The sequence below is a fragment of the Amycolatopsis sp. CFH S0740 genome, from assembly GCF_004522315.1.
In the GTDB taxonomy this organism is placed as follows: Bacteria; Actinomycetota; Actinomycetes; order Mycobacteriales; family Pseudonocardiaceae; genus Amycolatopsis; species Amycolatopsis nivea.
Genome location: NZ_SDLS01000016.1, coordinates 59807 through 75272, shown reverse-complemented (window position 1 = coordinate 75272; position 15466 = coordinate 59807). Strand labels below are relative to the sequence as shown.

The following is a 15466-nucleotide window of genomic DNA, read 5'->3' as shown; positions in this document are numbered from 1 at the left end:
CCAAAGCTTGGTTCCGCGGATATCAAGCGTTCAACATCCGGCTAGTGAAACCTCGCTCGACGAGCCGTGAATAGGCTTCGCGAGCAGGCTCCGGAACGTCTTGCTCGATCGCGAACCCCAGGTCGGGGTACCGCATGATGCGTTCCATGTCGCCGATCATCATGTCGACGACCTCTGCCGCGATCCCGATCGTCTGGATGTACTCGCGCAGGGTGACAGGCGCAGAGGCGCACCGAGGGTCGACCTCCGGCCATTGCCGTCGGCAGGTCGCGTACGCCCGGCGCTCCATGTACGGCATCGCGATCAGCAACAGCGAAGTCGGCCGGACCCCTGCCGCAGCGAAGACCTCGCGTGACAGGACGATGTTGTCGCCGGTGTTCCGCGCGTTCGGCTCCAGAAGAATCGCCTCGTCCGGAACGCCGCACGCGAGCACAACCTCGCGAAAATGCTCGGCTTCGCCTCGCGGGAAGAGCTTCTCAGTCCCTGGAGCTTTCCCACCGCTGATGACCATCACCGGGAACACGCTCCGGTGGTACAGCTCGGCAGCGAACGATGCGACGCCGATGTCGTTCCCACCGAGAACCAGCGCGGCCGAACATGGAACGAGCTCGTGGTGGAGCTGGTGATAGTCCCAGACGACTTCGGCGTCTGCCCAGTCCTGAGCCGTCAGCTCGCGCGCCACGTGCTACGTCAACCCCTCTCGGTCACGCCTAGCCCTCTTGCGCAAGGCGGAGACTCCGGATGCTCTGCAACTGGTGCATCATGCCGTATTGCCGCGCCACCTCTGCAGCGTCCTCGAGCCGACGATGTCCAGCCGCCTCGGTCCGCGGATCGGACAGCAGGATGTGACCGTAGGCGGTGTCCAGGCGCACCCGCTGCATTGGCGTACCGGTACCCTGCGCGTCCAATGCCACGCAGATCGCCGCCGTCGCCCGGTGGAGATCACCTGCACTCCGGTGCGCGAGCGCCAGCTTCTGATGGGCGGTCGACCAGTCTAGAGGTTCCTCCAGCCGGTCAAACTCGATGATCGCTGGTTCGATGAATCGGACGGCCTGTTCCGAATCGCCCGCCTTGCTCAGCGCGGTGCCGACCCAAAGCCGCGACCTTGCACGGTCGCGTCCCGACAACCGTTCGTCATCGGCAAGGTCCAGGTATTTTCCGGCCGCTCGGCTGTGCGCACCCGTCATCTCTTCGTTCACAGCCAGCTGAAGATCGATCTGCGCGACGCGTCTGTGCATGCCCAGCTCAGTGAAGATCTCGCGCGCGAGCGAGTAGCTCTGCCTGGCTGACAGCGGCCCGCGGAGCAATCCCTGGTCCTGGCGCAAGTCTCCCTGCAGCCGCAGGCTCCGGGCATAGAGCGACATGCCGTACGTATCGCTGCTGTCCGGCGAGAATCGCCGCAGCCAGCGATCAACCAGCATGTTCGCACCCGGAAAGTCTTGCCGTCCGAAGTGGACTATCGCACGATCCAGGTCGTCCGACCAGGAATCGAGATCCACAGTGGACACATAGCGGCGCTGTTCGTGCTCGGCCTCAGCTGGCACCGCATCGGCTAGCAGGTCTTCGAGCTCGAGGAGGTCTATCCCCAGCAGCCGCGCTATTTCGCCGCGACGGCCCGGAGCCGGAGCCCAAACGCCGCTCTCCCAGCGTTTAACCGTGCGCGGGTCGACGCCGAGCGCGTAAGCGAATGTCTCTTGGGTATAGCCCGCAGCCTTGCGTGCACGCTTCAAATTTGTCCGCGGAGTGCTCATGATCTACCCCCTCCTGAACAAGTTACCCCAGTTCGACGCTGGTTGCGGAGCAAGCGATACACCAAGTCCGCACACTCACTGTCCCTAAAATGTCCCGCCCGTCCCGTTACCGCCCTGGTCCGCTTCGGCCGAAAGAACGACAGTCGTGCCAAGCAACCCGGAGGTTTCGCGCGGCCGTCCCCGAGGATTCGGTCGAAGGTCAAGCTGTCCTGTCGTCCGAATCTGCCCCGGCCTCCGGGTTGCTGCCCAGCATTCCGAGCAACGGAGGACAGTCGCGATGACCGGACCACGAGAAAGCAGCACGCTGGACCCGATCGGCCGGGTGATCTCATGAATCTCTTGACGATCGACACACTGACTGCGTTGGCAGGCGTGCACCGCCGACTGCCCGGCATCATTGTCGGCCTCGTAGACGGTCAACTGACAGCCGACGAAGTCCGCGAGTTCGCCGATCTCCTCGGCGAAGCCACGGAGTTGGTGTGCGACCACGCCGACGACCAAGCACGTGGGATCGTGCAGCTTCAGCGCGAGACCGATGTTGACGCTGACCGCGCTCTCGCCAGCGTGACCGCGCTGGATCCGCGATCATGAGCTGGGGTGTCGTTTTCGTGCTCGCAGTCATCGCCTTCCCCGTCGTCTTCTTCACCGCGACCGGCATCATCGAGCACCGGCGGAACTTGGCGGTTCGCCGTTCGCCCAACTCTGTTGAGGCTCTTCGCCGACGTGTCGGGCAGCAAACCCCGCACGGCCGCACAAGATCGACAGAGCCATGAGAACGCTCGCTCGCGCCACGCCACCGGGCTCGGTCGCTCTCGGGCTCGAACTTCGCGCTGCACGCGTGAAGGCCAAATTCGGAGTCCGCGAACTCGCCCGCAGGGCGGGTGTACACCCTGGCCAAGTGAGCAGCTGGGAAGTCGGAGAGCGGATCCCGCCATCGGATTCCGTCTCGTTCCTGGCAGGGCTGCTGCACATGACGATGACCGAGCACCGCCGCATTCGGCAACGTGCCGCGGACGCGCGCCGAGAAGACCACGTCGAACCCGATCAAGATGCGGCAGCACGGTTAAGGACGGCCTACGACAAGCTGGCTTCCCGCATTGTCGAGTGGGCTCCGGTATCCCTGCCGGACCGCTTGCAGCGCCCCGACTTCACCTCGAGCGGACGCTATCGAGCCTTGCCGCTCGTTCGCCGAGCACCGCAGCCGGACGACCCGCAGGCCATCCGTGACTTATTCGTCAGCAGGAAAGCGATCTTCGGACAGACCGAACAGTTGCTCCGCCTCGTCGACGGACCGGAACGCATCCGGCTAGTAACCTCCGAGGTTGGAGACCTTCCGGCATTCACCGTTTACCAGATCGACGGGAAGACTCCCACCGTCGCGTTGCGACACGCGCACTGCTCCGTCTACCTGACGTCCGACCTTGCGACTGCCGCCTACGTCCGCGCGATGCAGCGCTTCCGCGAGGAAGCGCTTTCCCCGACCGAGACGGCCTACGCCGTCGAGATGGCTTTTCACGACGTCAAAACGAACCGGTGAACAGCGACGACCGTCACCGCTTACTGCGCGGACTTGCCGGAGCGGTCTTTCCGCGGCCGGCCTCCGCCAGCCCCGCGGCCGGGACGGCCGCGCTCCCATTGTTCGATCTCTTCACGACGCCCGCGAGCCCAGCCTGGAGTACGGCCGACGACCACGTCCGGCTCGGGAAACGGGTGGGTCTCGGCATAGCGGCTGCGCCATGTCGAGACAGTGGTCTGGGTGACGCCGAACCAGGTGCCGACTTCGCCCAGGTCGAGGTAACGAAGGGTCTGGTCGGGCTCGGCGGGCTGGCCGTCGACCTCGGTTCGCCGGTCGGTCACGTCGCGGAAGATAGCAGCGCACCTGCAGCTCCAGTCGCATCGCCACGCGCACTGACCTGGTCACATCAGGTCGAGAATCCGGCGGACAGCGCGCACCTTGCTGGCCAAGCGCAGAACATGCCGACGGCGCTTGTACGCCACCTCGGCCCAATCGGCGCGGGCGAGGGAGTCGCCGTGGTAGAGGACCACCTGGTGTCCCAGGCCCCAGAACATGCTGTTCACACCGGTCACCGCCAGGGCAAGCTCGTCAATGTCGGCCCCGATCCAGATCATTGACGCCGGATCCAGTGACCGCTGCCGAAGAAGCTTCGCGGTCGCGCGGAACAAGCTGCCGGTGCCGACCGTGTTTTCGCAGAACGACTGGCCGGGTTTCACGACATCCAACGTCAGCGAAACTAGCGTGTCAGCTATGTCCGGCGGGGTGTAGACCTGGGCATTGACCTTAGCCTCCGTACGGGTTTTCAAGACTGCCAGCAAGCGGCCGAGCAGGTCGGCGTCATGCCGCAGCTCCGGCGTGTACAGATCCAGCAAGCCTGCGGCCAAAGCCGCGTCCGCTGTCGCTTTCACCCGCTCGCAAAGACGCTCGTCAGGCTCGTCGTACAACCAGGAGATCATTGGACTGATCGCGTCCACCAGATCCGTCCGCGCCCGGACGATCTCCATCCACACCGCGCGCGACTGGTACCAGTACGCGCGGGGCGTCATCGCCATGACCTGGTCCGCGAACGCCGGCCCGTCGTCGGGTTGCAGCAGCGCCAGCGTGGCGGCCACACCAAGCGGGACTTCGTGCCTGCCCGCGCTCCCGCTCCGGTGCCAGGCCTCGTCGACCGCATCGGCGACGCGAGTCGCCATCTCGTCAGTCCTCACCTTTGGTTCCTCCGATCGAGCAGATCTCGGAAACGTTGAATCCATCCGCCTCAACGTTGTTCTACCGTAAACGTTGCAACCATTCATCGCAATGTTTTGGGAGGACGCGTGAGCCAGACAGATTCGTTGCACTGGGCAGCACCGACACCGCGTGAACTCCCAGCGCTGCGCGAGCGGCAGGTCGAGTACTTGCTCAGCGACGAGTCCCTGAGGCTCACCGCGGTAGCGATGCTCAACGGGCTCGGAACGATCCGCCCGGCAGGCGACTCGGCAATGGCGGCCTTCCTCTTACTGCAAGACGAGCACCGACGGCTGAGCCAAGCCAAGATGTTCTACTTCACCGAGGACATTGCCCAGCTCGTCCAGCACGCCGCGCGAAGCGTCACAGACCAATGGGAGATCGAACCGGAGGAACTTCCTGCCCTCACTGGCTTTGCGCTGTTCCCTGCGCCGCTGGCGACCTACACGAGGACCGACGGGGCGAACGTTCCCATTGTCGCGTTCTCGTGGGGGCCGACAGACCTCATCGACGACCCGTCGAACGGTGTATGGATCACGTTCTGGAGCGCGACTGACTATTCAGCCGTCGAGAAGGCGTTGCGCAGTGCCAGTCTTTCCGCCGCAGAGGCTGCCCGTTACGCCCGAACGCTCCACGCAGAGCTGACCTGGGATAACGAGATCTACCTGCCGTTTGGACATACTGCGGCACCAGTGATCGCCGATCCTGCCGACGGACCGCGGCTGCTCGACCCGCACAGGGTCGTCGCCGGGCAAACCACAACTGCTTGGCTTCCGATCGTGATCGCGGCTTGGCTGTTCTGCCGTCCGAATTCGTTCACCGTCGCCGAAGACGAGCACCTTCCGCGAACCATACGCCGTCGCGCGGAACGGGCGGGGCTGGAAACCTCGCCGGTACGCGTTGTGTCCGTCAGCCGGACACCGCCGCGATCCGCCACGCGACCGGCCGAGCCGAGCGGCCGCACAGTCGGAGTCCGGTTCCCGGTCGGGCCGTTCGTCCGTCGACAGGCCTATGGGCCCGGCCGTCAACTGCGACGCCGGACCCTCGTCGCCGGCCATTGGCGCGGCCCCGCCGACGCACCGATCCGCATCGGCAAGACCGTCAACCTCGTCAACAAACGTCTCGAAGACTGATCTCGATGGTCCGACCGCGGCGCAGACGTCTGGGGCGCCGCAGGGTGAACCGTCCGGCGGCCTGCTTACTCCAGGTCGTACCCCAAGCTGTCGGCTACGTTCTCGACAAAGTCTTCACCGGGGACGGAAGTGTCGTGCTGATGCACGTCCCAGGCGGCGTCGTCGACGGCGTCGCCTCCCTCCTCCAGCGCCTCGGACACCATGCCGACCATGTCGCGGGCTTCGTCCTGGTCGAGGTCGAAACGGTCGGCCGCGTTGGCTGCGGCGTAATCGAGCATTTCCTCCGACCACATCTGCTCACTCACGGGCAAACCCCTCTCGTTACCGGTTCCCGCAAGACACGGCCACCCCGGTCACCGTTCATTCAGACGGCCAGCGATGTCATCGTCACGGCCAACACCGTCCCGCCCGCCATCGCCGGGGCCAGCGGAATTCGTGCCTGCCGCCGGCTCGACAGCACGAGCGCCAGTGCGGCGCATCCGGCAATCAGGTAGGAGATCGCGATTGCTGATCCGATCACAGGCCACCCCGCCGCGCCCGCGAGCATCCCCAGCGACGGGGCGAGTTTCACGTCACCAGGACCAGGTTGTCCGCTGACAACGAACGACCCGAGCAAAAGCCCGCCCCATCCCAAGCCGCCGACCGCGGCGCGAAGCAGCATCTCCGGCGTGCCCGAACCAACACCGATGACGGCGATTCCCACTGCCCCGGACGCGGCGAACATCGCGCTGAGCTGATTCGGGATCCGGTGCTCGGCGAGGTCGACAACGGCAGCTGGCAACCCGAATGCGCCGAACGGCACTACCGCCAGCCTCAGTGCCGGCGGCCATACAGCGGTGCAGGCGGCGAGAACCACCACGGCACCGATAAGGAGGAGTTCGTACCGGCGGCGCGTCGCCAGGAAGCACCGGAGCGCGGCTACCCCGCCGATGCCCGTGACGACGGTGGCCGCGATGGACCATACGAGGGTTTCAGCCGTCACGGCGAACCTCGACCCGCACCTCCGCGCCGTACCAAGCGCCGCCGCCGCCACGGTGCGCCGGTCGGTAGTGCCAGCTGGGGTGGTTGGAGACGGCGATCGTCCGACGGCATCGACACGGCGCTGTCGTCCACCAGCCCACTCTCAGCAGGTGCAGCCGACCGTACGGAAACCGTCCGGCCACCGACGCACACGCACAATCGATCATTCCGCCGAGGCTCGTTCCTCGGACGAGCAGCTGGCCGTGTGCCTCGTCGTGGTTCGCTACCCACTCGACGGTTCTCAGCAGCTCCACGTCGCCTCCCCGGACCGCGCGCGATGGCATGGGAGACACGGCGAACGGGCACGAGCCCGATACAGGTCCGCGGCGTCATCGTTCGCTCGACTCGGCGGCCTCGGGGTTGAAGGGCTACGCGACCGGCGTCTCCCGGCCGCCGTGGAGGAGCAGGGCCCGGTGAGTCCACGCGAGATGGAGGGCCGCGGCCGCGCCTGGTGAAAGGGTGCCGTCTTCGCGGAGGTGGCGCAGGGTGTTGCCCTCGAACGGCAGCGCTCGGGACGGGACCGCTCCTTCGGTGTTGGACTCGACCGCTGCGCCGAAGAGGGTGTCGTAGGTGTCGGGCTCGATGACAGCGACGGTGAGGATGTCTCCGGCGAGGGTGAGCGCGTCCATGGTGACGCCGAGGCACCAGACCCGGATTCGTTCTTCGGCGAAAGCGCGGTCCATGGTCGCGAACGGCTCGAGCCTGTCGTAGGCGATGGGCTGGCCGCTGCCGTCGTACTCGTCGTGGCCCAGGAGTTCTTCGGCGAATTCCCGTTGGATGTTGCGCCACAAAGAGAAGTCGGCGCTGATGGCGGCGGGCAGCACGCTGGAGGGCTGGAAGATCCCGGCAGGCAGCAGATGCGTCATGCCTCCTCCGCCGGCGACTCGGCTGCCGTCGCGGTGGTGGAGCACGACGCTGGGAGAGTCGCCTCCGCGGATGGTGAGGGTTCCGACCGCTCCCATGAGCGGACGGCGGCGAAGGTCGAACGGGTGCCCGACGCGGCTGCGGAACCGCAGGTTCCGCCACGACGGCCTGGTCGTCACGAGCCGGCCGTCGTGATCGCGCGCGAGATGCTCCTCGGCCGTTTCGTGGGCCAGGGCTTCGTTGACGTCCATCGCATCGAAGAAACCCATGTGTCCGAACCGCATGCTGTTGGCTGTCCAGTCGAGAGAGGCCAGGCGGAAGCACAGGCGGTTCTCGAACAAGCGTGGGCTGGCCAGGTCACGGATCGCGTCGTGGTAGCGGCGATAACGCACGCCGGGCGCGCACCACGGCCTGACCGAGGCGGCCTCGGGTTCGCCGCCGGTGACCGTCGCCGGTGCCAGGTCCGGGTCGAGCCGCAGAGCGACCTGGTCCAACGACACCGGTGCAGGCGGGATCCAGTCAGGGTGGGCGATGACACCGCAGCCTTCGAGACCGGGAACGGAATAGTCGGGGTAGAGCTGTTCGGCGACCAGGGCCAGAGCGCGGCGAGTTCGGCCCAGCGACGTGCGGGTTTCGCGCCACTCGTGCTGTTCGCGGTCCACTTCCGGATCGGAGCACGGGCCGGTCGGATCGGCGGTACCGGATGCGGGTGCCGGTTCGTGGTGGGTGCGGAGGAAGCCCAGCTCGCCGGTCGGGACGTCGAAGAAGTCGGACAGCAGCAGCTGGTAGATGCCCTTCGGTTTGACGGTGTCTCCGCCTTCCCAGCGCCACACGGATTTCTTGGTGAGGTTCGTTTCGCGGTTGTACTTCGTGGTGGCGAGGCGATTCAGCTCCACGGCGAGTTCCTGCTGCGAGAGTCCCCTGCTCTCCCGCAGCTCGATCAACACGAAGTTGGGACGACGCTCGCCTGCCATGCCAGACACGGTACTGGGGCGAACGGGCTGCGCAGGCCGACAACGTCCACGGTTCGTCCACTCTCCGCCGCCGCGACGGGGACCCTTCGTCCACGTTGAGGGGCCGAACCCTCGCTCCTCGCCTGGTTCTCTCGAACGTACGGGCCGAACCGTGCCCATTTCGACGAGGAGGGAGCAGCACGATGGCATCGGACGTCCTGTTCACCAGACCGGACTCGGTGATCCTCCAGCCGACAACCCTGTGCAACCTCGACTGCAGCTACTGCTACCTGCCATTCCGCCGACGCAAGCTGACCATGTCCCGTGAGGTTGCCGACGCGGTGGCCGCCTCGATCAGACCGTGGACCGAAAACGACACCGTCGAAGTGTGCTGGCACGGCGGTGAACCGCTCACGCTCGGCACCGCACGGCTGGGAGCGCTGATGGACTCCTTCGCCGGGATGGCCGTCGCACACGGCATTCAGACGAACGCCACCCTCATCACCGACGAGTGGTGCCGGTTCTTCCGCGAACGCGACGTGCACGTCGGGGTGAGCATCGACGGACCTGCCGAAGACAACCGGCACCGGACCGACCTCACCGGCAAGGAGTCGTTTGCCCGCATCCTGCGCGGCATCAAGACCCTCGCCCGGCACGGGCACGAGGTCTCGATCATCGCCGTGGTGTCCGACCCGACACCGGCCCGAGCGCGCCGACTGTACGAATTCGCGGCCGAACTCGGTGCCACGTGGCTCGGCGTCAACATCGAAGAACAAGAAGGCGTCAACACCCACGACAACCACCGCGACACTGCGCAACTGGAAGAGTTCTGGGCCGCGCTCGCCTCCGCCTGGACCGCGGACCCCCAAGTGCGGCTGCGCGAACTCGACCGTGTGCTGTCTTACGCGCACGGCCTCGACAGAACCAGGCGCACAGCTGCGGCGCAGGTGGACCCGCTGCCGACCGTCGCCCACGACGGCACCGTCACGCTGATCTCACCGGAACTAGCCGGGTTCACCTCGCCCCGCCTCGGCGACTTCGCGTGCGGCAATGTGCTCCACACGCCCCTGGACACGCTGATCGCGAAGGGAACACGTGCAGCGTGGGTGCAGGAATACCTGGAGGGGCTCCGCCGCTGCCGGACCAGCTGCCCGTACTTCGACTTCTGTGGAGGAGGCCAGCCCGCGAACCGGTTCTTCGAGCACCAGCGGCTCGACGGCACCCGGACCAACTACTGCGTCAACAGCAAAATCACCGTCCTGGAAGGAGTGCTCCGTCATGCCCGAAACAGCGGCGCCGCTTGACCGGCGAATCGCGAACTCCCTGCGCTGCCTGACGACCGTGTTCTCATCATGGACGCCTCCACCTGCCCCCGGCGGGAAGTGGGACAGCCGGCCTTCGTGGGACGACCGCCCGAAATTCGACAACCGGCCAGGCTGGGACAACTGGAACAAGCGCCGTTAGTCCCGCACGATGAGGCCGCTCTCGGCTGCGATCGCCGCTGCGGCCGAGAGCGCCTGCTCACTGCTGATCCGCGCACCACGCAACGACAACAGCCCCTTCACGCCCTCGAACGTCGAACCGCGCAGATCGCATCCCGCCGCGGCCGTCGCTTCGAACTCCGTACCGGCGAACACGCAATCGACGAAGACCACATTGGACAGATCGCCGGCCAGAAGCGTCTCGCGAAACGAACATCCCGAAAAAGCGACCGCGTGCTTGACCCGGTCAATCCGGATGATTCCGTAGTCGAACTGGCAGTCCTCGGCGTACACATCCGACGCCTGAAGCAGGGTCAGCTGGACACCCGCCGCGCGACAGTCCACCAGCTCGATCCGCTGTGCCGTCGCCCGGGGCAACTTGGCGCGAGAAAAGTCGATGCCTGCGAAAACGGAATCCCGCATGTCCAGAGGGTCCAGCGTGGCGCCAGCGAGGTTGACCTGCTTCACCATCGAACGGACGACCTCGCCCTCGCCCACGACCCCAGCCTGGTCAGCCCCGACGAGCGAAGCCAGATCGTACGCGAACTCGCCTCGGAAACCGGCGCTCTCAGCGCGCACATCCTCAAGATCCAGCGAAGGACGCTGAACCTTTTTGCCGTCGAACTCTCGGAACTCCACGCGGACAGAATAGCGGCCCGCGCTTTCTGGCATTCTCTGCCAACCTCGCCCAAGGACCGCGAACGTTCCAGCTCACTGCCAGACGTCGCAGCAAGCACGGCCCGGGCTTCAGGCCACCTCGGAGTCATCCTCGAGCTGGTCGATCCGCGCAGTTGTGCGAGCTGGCAACGTTGCGAGCCATGAGTCGAAATCGGCAAGCATGGCGAGCCGCGGCCCTGATGCAGGCCGAATCACCGCCACCTGGCCGGTGGCCAGCGTCAGCTCTAGCCACGGCCCGTCCACCCGCGCCTCGGTGACGTCGAGCGCACGGCGGCGGTTGACCTGCAGGTCGAATGCGGGCAACCCGGTGGCTGAATCGGTCTCCCTCGCGACAATGGGACGAATCCAGAAGATGGCGCCCTCGCGACGAGCGTGCCGCCCCAGCGCAGCATGGAAGACCTCGCTGCCGTCCTCGGTCACTCTCAGCTCGGCTCCCGGCAGTTGGTCGCCCCGCTCCTCGCCGTCGCGGCCGTTGAGCAAGCCGACGAGCCGAATCCACGCCTCATCCAAACCAGCCTGCATCTCTGCTCCTTCCGCTACAAGACGACCACGTCGCCAACGGGCTTTCCGGCGATGTGAGTGACGCCCTTGGCGGCCAGCATCGAGTGGAGTTCGTTGCGCAGTGTCTCCGATCCGCAGCTAATCCTGCTGGGGCCTTCCGGTCCGAGCAAATCGATGCCGTCGCCGAACATCACCTCGTTCGACGGGTTCGTGAACTTGGCTATCTTGAACGGGTCACGCGTCGCAGGGTTCCCGTTCGAGTACTCGGAGGCTTTCGCCGGGTTGATGACGCCGAAGGTGTCGGCGTTGGCACCGTAGTAGTCAGTGCGGGCGAGCAGACGCGATGGGTCGTCCCAGATGAGTCGCGGGTGGGGCTCGGTGGAGGTCGGCGTCTTCAGTACCCGCAGGAACACTGAGCTGGCCCCGCCGGTGAGCTTGTCGACGTCTTCGCTCTTGCCCATCGAGCGCTTGGTTCCCATCGTCAGCCGACGTTCGGAGGAGGCGAGCAGCCCGGTTTTCAGCATCATCCGCAGGCCGTCCGGGGAGCTCGCATGGACGAGGGACTTCCCCTCGGCGGCGCTGGCGAGTTTGTCCGCGGCGTTGCCGACGTCGAACCGGCTCCAGGTGAACCAACCGCCGACCTTTCGCGGCGTCGGATCGTAGCCGGGGCTCGCGGCGAGAGCCGTGCCGTCGGCGAACCCGGTGGCTTGGGCGACTGCGTCGCGAAGGACTCCGACTTTCGCAGGCAGTGCTCGCGTATGAGCCTCGAGCTGGAGTTCCTTCGCGAAGTGCGCGAGCTGAGCGTCGGTCATGCCGACTGCTTCGTGGGCTCGTTCGTGGAACAGTTCCTGCCGGACCATGTCCTCGAGGTGGTCGCCGGTCTTGCGAGCCTCCTGAATGCTCGTGTTCTGGGCGAGGTTCTGGGCCACGACGTTGGCGTTGAGATAGCTGTGTTCTCCTTCCTCCGGGCTCATCGGCCGGTTGGCGAGGTGCAGTTGGCCGAGCCGATTCACCAGTTCCGGGCCATTGCCCTGACCGGCGGGTGCGACGATTTCCAGGCGGCCGCGCAGCGAGTACTCGGTCGTCTTCGGATCGTTGAGGCTGTAGGGCCGGTACACCGCTTGGAAACCGTCGCCGAGTTCGATGGCATATTCCTTGGCCGAGACGTCGGTCCACCTTTCGGTGCCGTTCCAGCTCGCTTCACCGGTCTCGGGGTCGAGCGTCGGCTTGATGCGGGTGGCGTCCCTCAGCGCCGCGACGGCGTGATCGCTCGTCGCGTCGGCCGGCGTGGACGGCACCATCATGGTGGCAAGCGTCTTCCCTTCGTAGGTGAAGGGTTGAACCTGCGCGATTTTGGTGGCGGTGGCCACAGCATGATCGAGCGCGGCGAGCTTGTTCTGGTAGTGCTGGAGCATCTCGACTTCGGCCGCACCGGGGTTCTCGCCGGCGGCGTCCATCACTGCGGAAAGCGCAGCTTTCGCAGCGTCCAGTTTGGCGACGGTGGTTGCCGGTGCGTGCCCCGGAGTGAGGTCTTCGTTGGTGATGTGGTGGTTCACGCTCTTCGCCGTACTGATGAGCTTCTCCGCCAGCTCGTTCTTTTCGTCGAGCGGAACCCGGCCTTGGACCGTCTGCTCCACCTCTTTGGCGACCAGGTTCGAACCTACGTCGAGGGCGTCGAGCAGCTTCGCCTCGGCGTCTTCGTCGAGGCGAGCGTAGAGCACTGTGCGCGGACCGTCCGCACTCTGATAGGTCACCAGCGTCGCCGTTGATGCCAGCAGGTCGTCGCTTCCGACGAGAACCGGTTCGCCATATGCTTGCCCGGTCTCGGGAGTTTCGGGAATCTGGGTCAACGCCGTCTGGCCGGCAAAAGTGGCTTCTGTGGGCGGAAGAACCGGTTCTCCGGCAGGTGCTTCCGGAACCGGGCTCCCCGATGTCGGAGACACGGAGTACGTCGTGTGCGAGGTCTTCGAGTTGGTGCCCATCAGCTCTTGCCCAGGTACTGGAGGGCCGATGCGGAGCTGAGCTGGAGTTCTTTCGTGAAGAATTGGACGAAGTCCTTGCGCAGGTTGTTCTTGCGCTCGACCGCGGTGTCGAGGAGCGCCTCCGCGATCTGGTCTTTGGTCACGGCACTTTCGGGGACTCCGTGCTTCTTCGCGGCGCGGGCGCGCATTGGCTGCGACCACTTCATCGCTTGGCTTGCGCCGCGATGCGCCGCTTCGTGCATCATCGCGCGCCACTCGACGTCCGGGATGGACTCGATGCTTCGGATGACCGGGTGGGCAGCTGAAGGATCGACGCGGACGCCTTTCGCCAGCCCGCCTTTGAGGTGAGCGTCGTAAGCCATGTGGTGCAGGGGGTTGGTGTAGGGCCGGTAGTCGAGGCTGAGTTTGTCGCGGCCGAAGTTCTTGAACGCCTGACCGAGGTCGATGGGGACCAGACCCCCATCATTCGTGCGCAGGACATTCCCGCTGTGCCCGTCGTGATTGCCGAGCGCCCAGTTCGCGACGTGGAGCCGGACCAGGGAGTCGACGTCTGCCTGAGTCCATGAACCAGGCTGGGTGGACATTTCCTTGGCACCCGTGAGCATCGGCTGGAGACTCACCGGAATTCCGTCGATCTTCGACGCGTACACCGGGACGCACGGCAAGCCCGCGCGGGCGAGCATGCGGGACGCCGCGGCCTCGGCGTGCGTGACCGCGCCGTCGCGGGGCGTGCCTTCGCGTTTGGCGAGCCAGGTCCTTCCGTCGGGTCCGGTGTGGACGGTTTTGGGGTGGGTTCCGCCCAGTGCGGCGGGCTTTCCCGAGCCGAAGTCCCAGTTCTCGACTGCTGCGGCGTCGACGGGCTGTGGTGTGGCTGTTTGCGCAGACTGTGCGGCGCGCAGGGCAGCGACCATCTGGGCGTGCTGGTGGCCGAACGCGCTCTTCGGGTTTGCCGCCATGTAGACGAAGCTGGTCGGCTTGGCTGTCGGCGACGGCGCGGTGGGTTTGTTCTGTCCCTTGATGGTGGTGGCGAGCGCGCCGGCCATCGTTTTGTCCGTGCCGATGTGCTGCTGAACTGCCAGGAGCAGCTTGGACCGCGACATCTTGGCGGCGTTGTCCAGAATTCCGTTGTGCGTCAGGAACTCTCGCAGCTCGGTCAGCTTCTGTTCCTTGAGCCATCCTGCGAGAGCGGCATGGCAAGGCTTGAGGGTGCTCTGATAGTCCGGTGCCGGGGCAAGGCTGTTCCAGGCGCCCATCTCGCTGACGAGCTGGTTGAGATCGCGAGTCTTCGCGAGAAGCTCGAGCGCCGCCTGCTCGCCGCCGCTCGCCCCCAGTGCGGGCGGCTGACCCGCTGCGAGGCCCTTCAGCTCCTCCGCGAGGGCGCTGGCGGACTTGAGTTGGTCCGTTCGCGCGGTTGCGATCGCGATGAGGTCAGTGTGCTCGGCCGAGGGGGTCGACGTGCGAAGCAGCTTCAGCATTTGGTGCGGACCGAGAACCTGCGTTGCAGTGTCGTCGAGCGATCCCGAGGCCTGGGCCTGCGCGATCGCCGGCGCCAGCTGGTCCCAGGTCACGGCGGTCAGGGCGGCGTCGACTTGGGAGCGGTGTGCCTCGATCAACTCCGGAGAGGCATGTGCGGCAACGAACTTGTTCTCTTCGTCGATGAGGGCGGCGATCGAACTCGCGAGAGCCGCTCCGCCTTGTTGCTGATGCTGCGCCACCTCTGCCAGGTGCGCGGCGAATGTGTTGTCCGCCAGGGTTTCCGGTGCGGCCGGGTACCACTCGCCCACTGTCTTGCCGCCCACGCTGCCGCCAGCGATCAGGAGCGCGTGGCGGTTGAGCGCGATCGCCTGGATGGTCTTTTTCTGTTCGTCGTCCGCGGCGGCCGGGTCGAGCCAGAAGGTCAGCGGCGACGGTGCGGTCTCGTCCAGGCTTGCCAGTTCGGGATACTGAAAGCCGTTCTTGCCGGCGAGGTCGAGCAGGTCCTCGTGCTCGAGACCCGCCAGGAACTGCCTGCACAACTCGTGCGTCTTCTGCTGCAGCGCGTTCGCTTGTTCCGGATCGAGCGCGCCGGCAGCCGCGATAACATCCTCCGCGGCTGCTGTGACTGCGTCGTAGTGGTCGGCTGTGCTCGCGAAGTCGAACTCCGGCGGGCCTTCTGGATCGCCGCCGGCTGCCAGCACGGCCAGCTTTTCGAGCGCCTCTTCCGCGTCGGTTTCCGCTGTTTCCTCATGTGCGATGACGCCGATCAGGTGCTGCGGGTACTCCTCGGCCGGTGCGTCGACAGCCTCGGCTGGCACGACGCCGCCAGCCGTCGGCGCGATGGCGTAGACGGCGTGGGAGGCCTTGGAGTTCGTGCCCATCGG

17 protein-coding genes are annotated in these 15466 nt (G+C 65.9%); 5 read left to right on the top strand and 12 right to left on the bottom strand.

The window, feature by feature from the left end:
• Positions 1-22: 22 nt before the first annotated feature.
• Entirely contained in the window at positions 23-682 is a 660-nt protein-coding gene (locus EIZ45_RS25705; RefSeq protein WP_134662630.1) for a YdcF family protein, read from the bottom strand.
• Positions 683-710: 28 nt separating this feature from the next.
• The gene (locus EIZ45_RS25700) at positions 711-1751 is read right to left on the bottom strand and encodes a helix-turn-helix transcriptional regulator (protein ID WP_134662631.1); all 1041 of its coding nucleotides are present in this window, start codon (positions 1749-1751) and stop codon (positions 711-713) included.
• Positions 1752-2081: 330 nt separating this feature from the next.
• Here EIZ45_RS25700 and EIZ45_RS25695 point away from each other — a divergent pair, with 330 nt between their 5' ends.
• The gene (locus EIZ45_RS25695) at positions 2082-2342 is read left to right on the top strand and encodes a hypothetical protein (RefSeq protein ID WP_134662632.1); all 261 of its coding nucleotides are present in this window, start codon (positions 2082-2084) and stop codon (positions 2340-2342) included.
• A 178-nt stretch (positions 2343-2520) separates the two neighbouring features.
• Entirely contained in the window at positions 2521-3288 is a 768-nt protein-coding gene (locus EIZ45_RS25690; RefSeq protein WP_134662633.1) for a helix-turn-helix transcriptional regulator, read from the top strand.
• 20 nt (positions 3289-3308) lie between these two features.
• On the opposite strand, the gene EIZ45_RS25685 is transcribed toward EIZ45_RS25690, so the two are convergent.
• The gene (locus tag EIZ45_RS25685; RefSeq protein ID WP_134662634.1) at positions 3309-3608 is read right to left on the bottom strand and encodes a hypothetical protein; all 300 of its coding nucleotides are present in this window, start codon (positions 3606-3608) and stop codon (positions 3309-3311) included.
• Between the two features lie 60 nt (positions 3609-3668).
• Positions 3669-4460: an N-6 DNA methylase gene (locus EIZ45_RS25680; protein ID WP_167756559.1), complete on the bottom strand. Its 792-nt coding sequence runs from the start codon at positions 4458-4460 to the stop codon at positions 3669-3671.
• Between the two features lie 204 nt (positions 4461-4664).
• On the opposite strand from EIZ45_RS25680, the gene EIZ45_RS25675 reads away from it, so the two are divergent.
• Entirely contained in the window at positions 4665-5627 is a 963-nt protein-coding gene (locus EIZ45_RS25675) for a hypothetical protein (protein WP_240690594.1), read from the top strand.
• A gap of 65 nt (positions 5628-5692) precedes the next feature.
• Here the strand turns inward: EIZ45_RS25675 and EIZ45_RS25670 are convergent, their stop codons facing one another.
• From EIZ45_RS25670 to EIZ45_RS25655, 4 genes are all read right to left on the bottom strand, one after another.
• Complete coding sequence (locus tag EIZ45_RS25670) at positions 5693-5932, bottom strand: hypothetical protein (RefSeq protein ID WP_240690595.1); 240 nt, start codon at positions 5930-5932, stop codon at positions 5693-5695.
• A 59-nt stretch (positions 5933-5991) separates the two neighbouring features.
• Positions 5992-6609, bottom strand: coding sequence for a prepilin peptidase (locus EIZ45_RS25665; protein ID WP_167756558.1), 618 nt, complete (start codon positions 6607-6609; stop codon positions 5992-5994).
• The gene (locus tag EIZ45_RS25660) at positions 6599-6901 is read right to left on the bottom strand and encodes a hypothetical protein (RefSeq protein WP_240690596.1); all 303 of its coding nucleotides are present in this window, start codon (positions 6899-6901) and stop codon (positions 6599-6601) included. The genes EIZ45_RS25665 and EIZ45_RS25660 overlap by 11 nt, the downstream gene beginning before the upstream one ends.
• Positions 6902-7015: 114 nt before the next feature.
• Positions 7016-8485 (bottom strand): helix-turn-helix transcriptional regulator, encoded by a 1470-nt coding sequence (locus EIZ45_RS25655; RefSeq protein ID WP_134662639.1) that lies wholly within the window; start codon positions 8483-8485, stop codon positions 7016-7018.
• 182 nt (positions 8486-8667) lie between these two features.
• Here EIZ45_RS25655 and amcB point away from each other — a divergent pair, with 182 nt between their 5' ends.
• Together amcB and amcA are read left to right on the top strand one after the other, a co-directional pair.
• Entirely contained in the window at positions 8668-9768 is a 1101-nt protein-coding gene (gene amcB / locus EIZ45_RS25650; protein WP_134662640.1) for a cyclophane-forming radical SAM peptide maturase AmcB, read from the top strand.
• Positions 9743-9928 carry a multiple cyclophane-containing RiPP AmcA gene (amcA, locus tag EIZ45_RS47670; RefSeq protein ID WP_370318180.1) on the top strand — a complete coding sequence of 62 codons (186 nt, stop codon included), beginning with the start codon at positions 9743-9745 and terminating at the stop codon, positions 9926-9928. Before amcB ends, amcA begins: the two co-directional genes overlap by 26 nt.
• Here the strand turns inward: amcA and EIZ45_RS25645 are convergent.
• The 4 genes from EIZ45_RS25645 to EIZ45_RS25630 all read right to left on the bottom strand — a co-directional run bounded on the left by EIZ45_RS25645 (position 9925) and on the right by EIZ45_RS25630 (position 15463).
• Positions 9925-10584 (bottom strand): pentapeptide repeat-containing protein, encoded by a 660-nt coding sequence (locus tag EIZ45_RS25645; protein ID WP_134662641.1) that lies wholly within the window; start codon positions 10582-10584, stop codon positions 9925-9927. The genes amcA and EIZ45_RS25645 overlap by 4 nt on opposite strands.
• Positions 10585-10692: 108 nt before the next feature.
• Positions 10693-11145, bottom strand: a complete 453-nt coding sequence (locus tag EIZ45_RS25640; protein WP_134662642.1) for a hypothetical protein — start codon at positions 11143-11145, stop codon at positions 10693-10695.
• A 14-nt stretch (positions 11146-11159) separates the two neighbouring features.
• The gene (locus EIZ45_RS25635) at positions 11160-12878 is read right to left on the bottom strand and encodes a hypothetical protein (RefSeq protein WP_240692034.1); all 1719 of its coding nucleotides are present in this window, start codon (positions 12876-12878) and stop codon (positions 11160-11162) included.
• A gap of 227 nt (positions 12879-13105) precedes the next feature.
• A complete protein-coding gene (locus EIZ45_RS25630; protein ID WP_134662643.1) occupies positions 13106-15463 on the bottom strand; it encodes a hypothetical protein in 2358 nt (785 codons plus the stop codon).
• Between the last annotated feature and the right edge of the window lie 3 nt (positions 15464-15466).

Excerpts from the sequence above, each read along its gene's own strand:
- amcB (WP_134662640.1), top strand. The coding sequence starts at position 8,668 with ATGGCATCGGACGTCCTGTTCACCAGACCGGACTCGGTGATCCTCCAG.
- EIZ45_RS25695 (WP_134662632.1), top strand. The coding sequence starts at position 2,082 with ATGAATCTCTTGACGATCGACACACTGACTGCGTTGGCAGGCGTGCAC.
- EIZ45_RS25630 (WP_134662643.1), bottom strand. The coding sequence starts at position 15,463 with ATGGGCACGAACTCCAAGGCCTCCCACGCCGTCTACGCCATCGCGCCG.
- amcA (WP_370318180.1), top strand. The coding sequence starts at position 9,743 with ATGCCCGAAACAGCGGCGCCGCTTGACCGGCGAATCGCGAACTCCCTG.
- EIZ45_RS25680 (WP_167756559.1), bottom strand. The coding sequence starts at position 4,460 with ATGGCGACTCGCGTCGCCGATGCGGTCGACGAGGCCTGGCACCGGAGC.
- EIZ45_RS25700 (WP_134662631.1), bottom strand. The coding sequence starts at position 1,751 with ATGAGCACTCCGCGGACAAATTTGAAGCGTGCACGCAAGGCTGCGGGC.
- EIZ45_RS25640 (WP_134662642.1), bottom strand. The coding sequence starts at position 11,145 with ATGCAGGCTGGTTTGGATGAGGCGTGGATTCGGCTCGTCGGCTTGCTC.
- EIZ45_RS25655 (WP_134662639.1), bottom strand. The coding sequence starts at position 8,485 with ATGGCAGGCGAGCGTCGTCCCAACTTCGTGTTGATCGAGCTGCGGGAG.
- EIZ45_RS25690 (WP_134662633.1), top strand. The coding sequence starts at position 2,521 with ATGAGAACGCTCGCTCGCGCCACGCCACCGGGCTCGGTCGCTCTCGGG.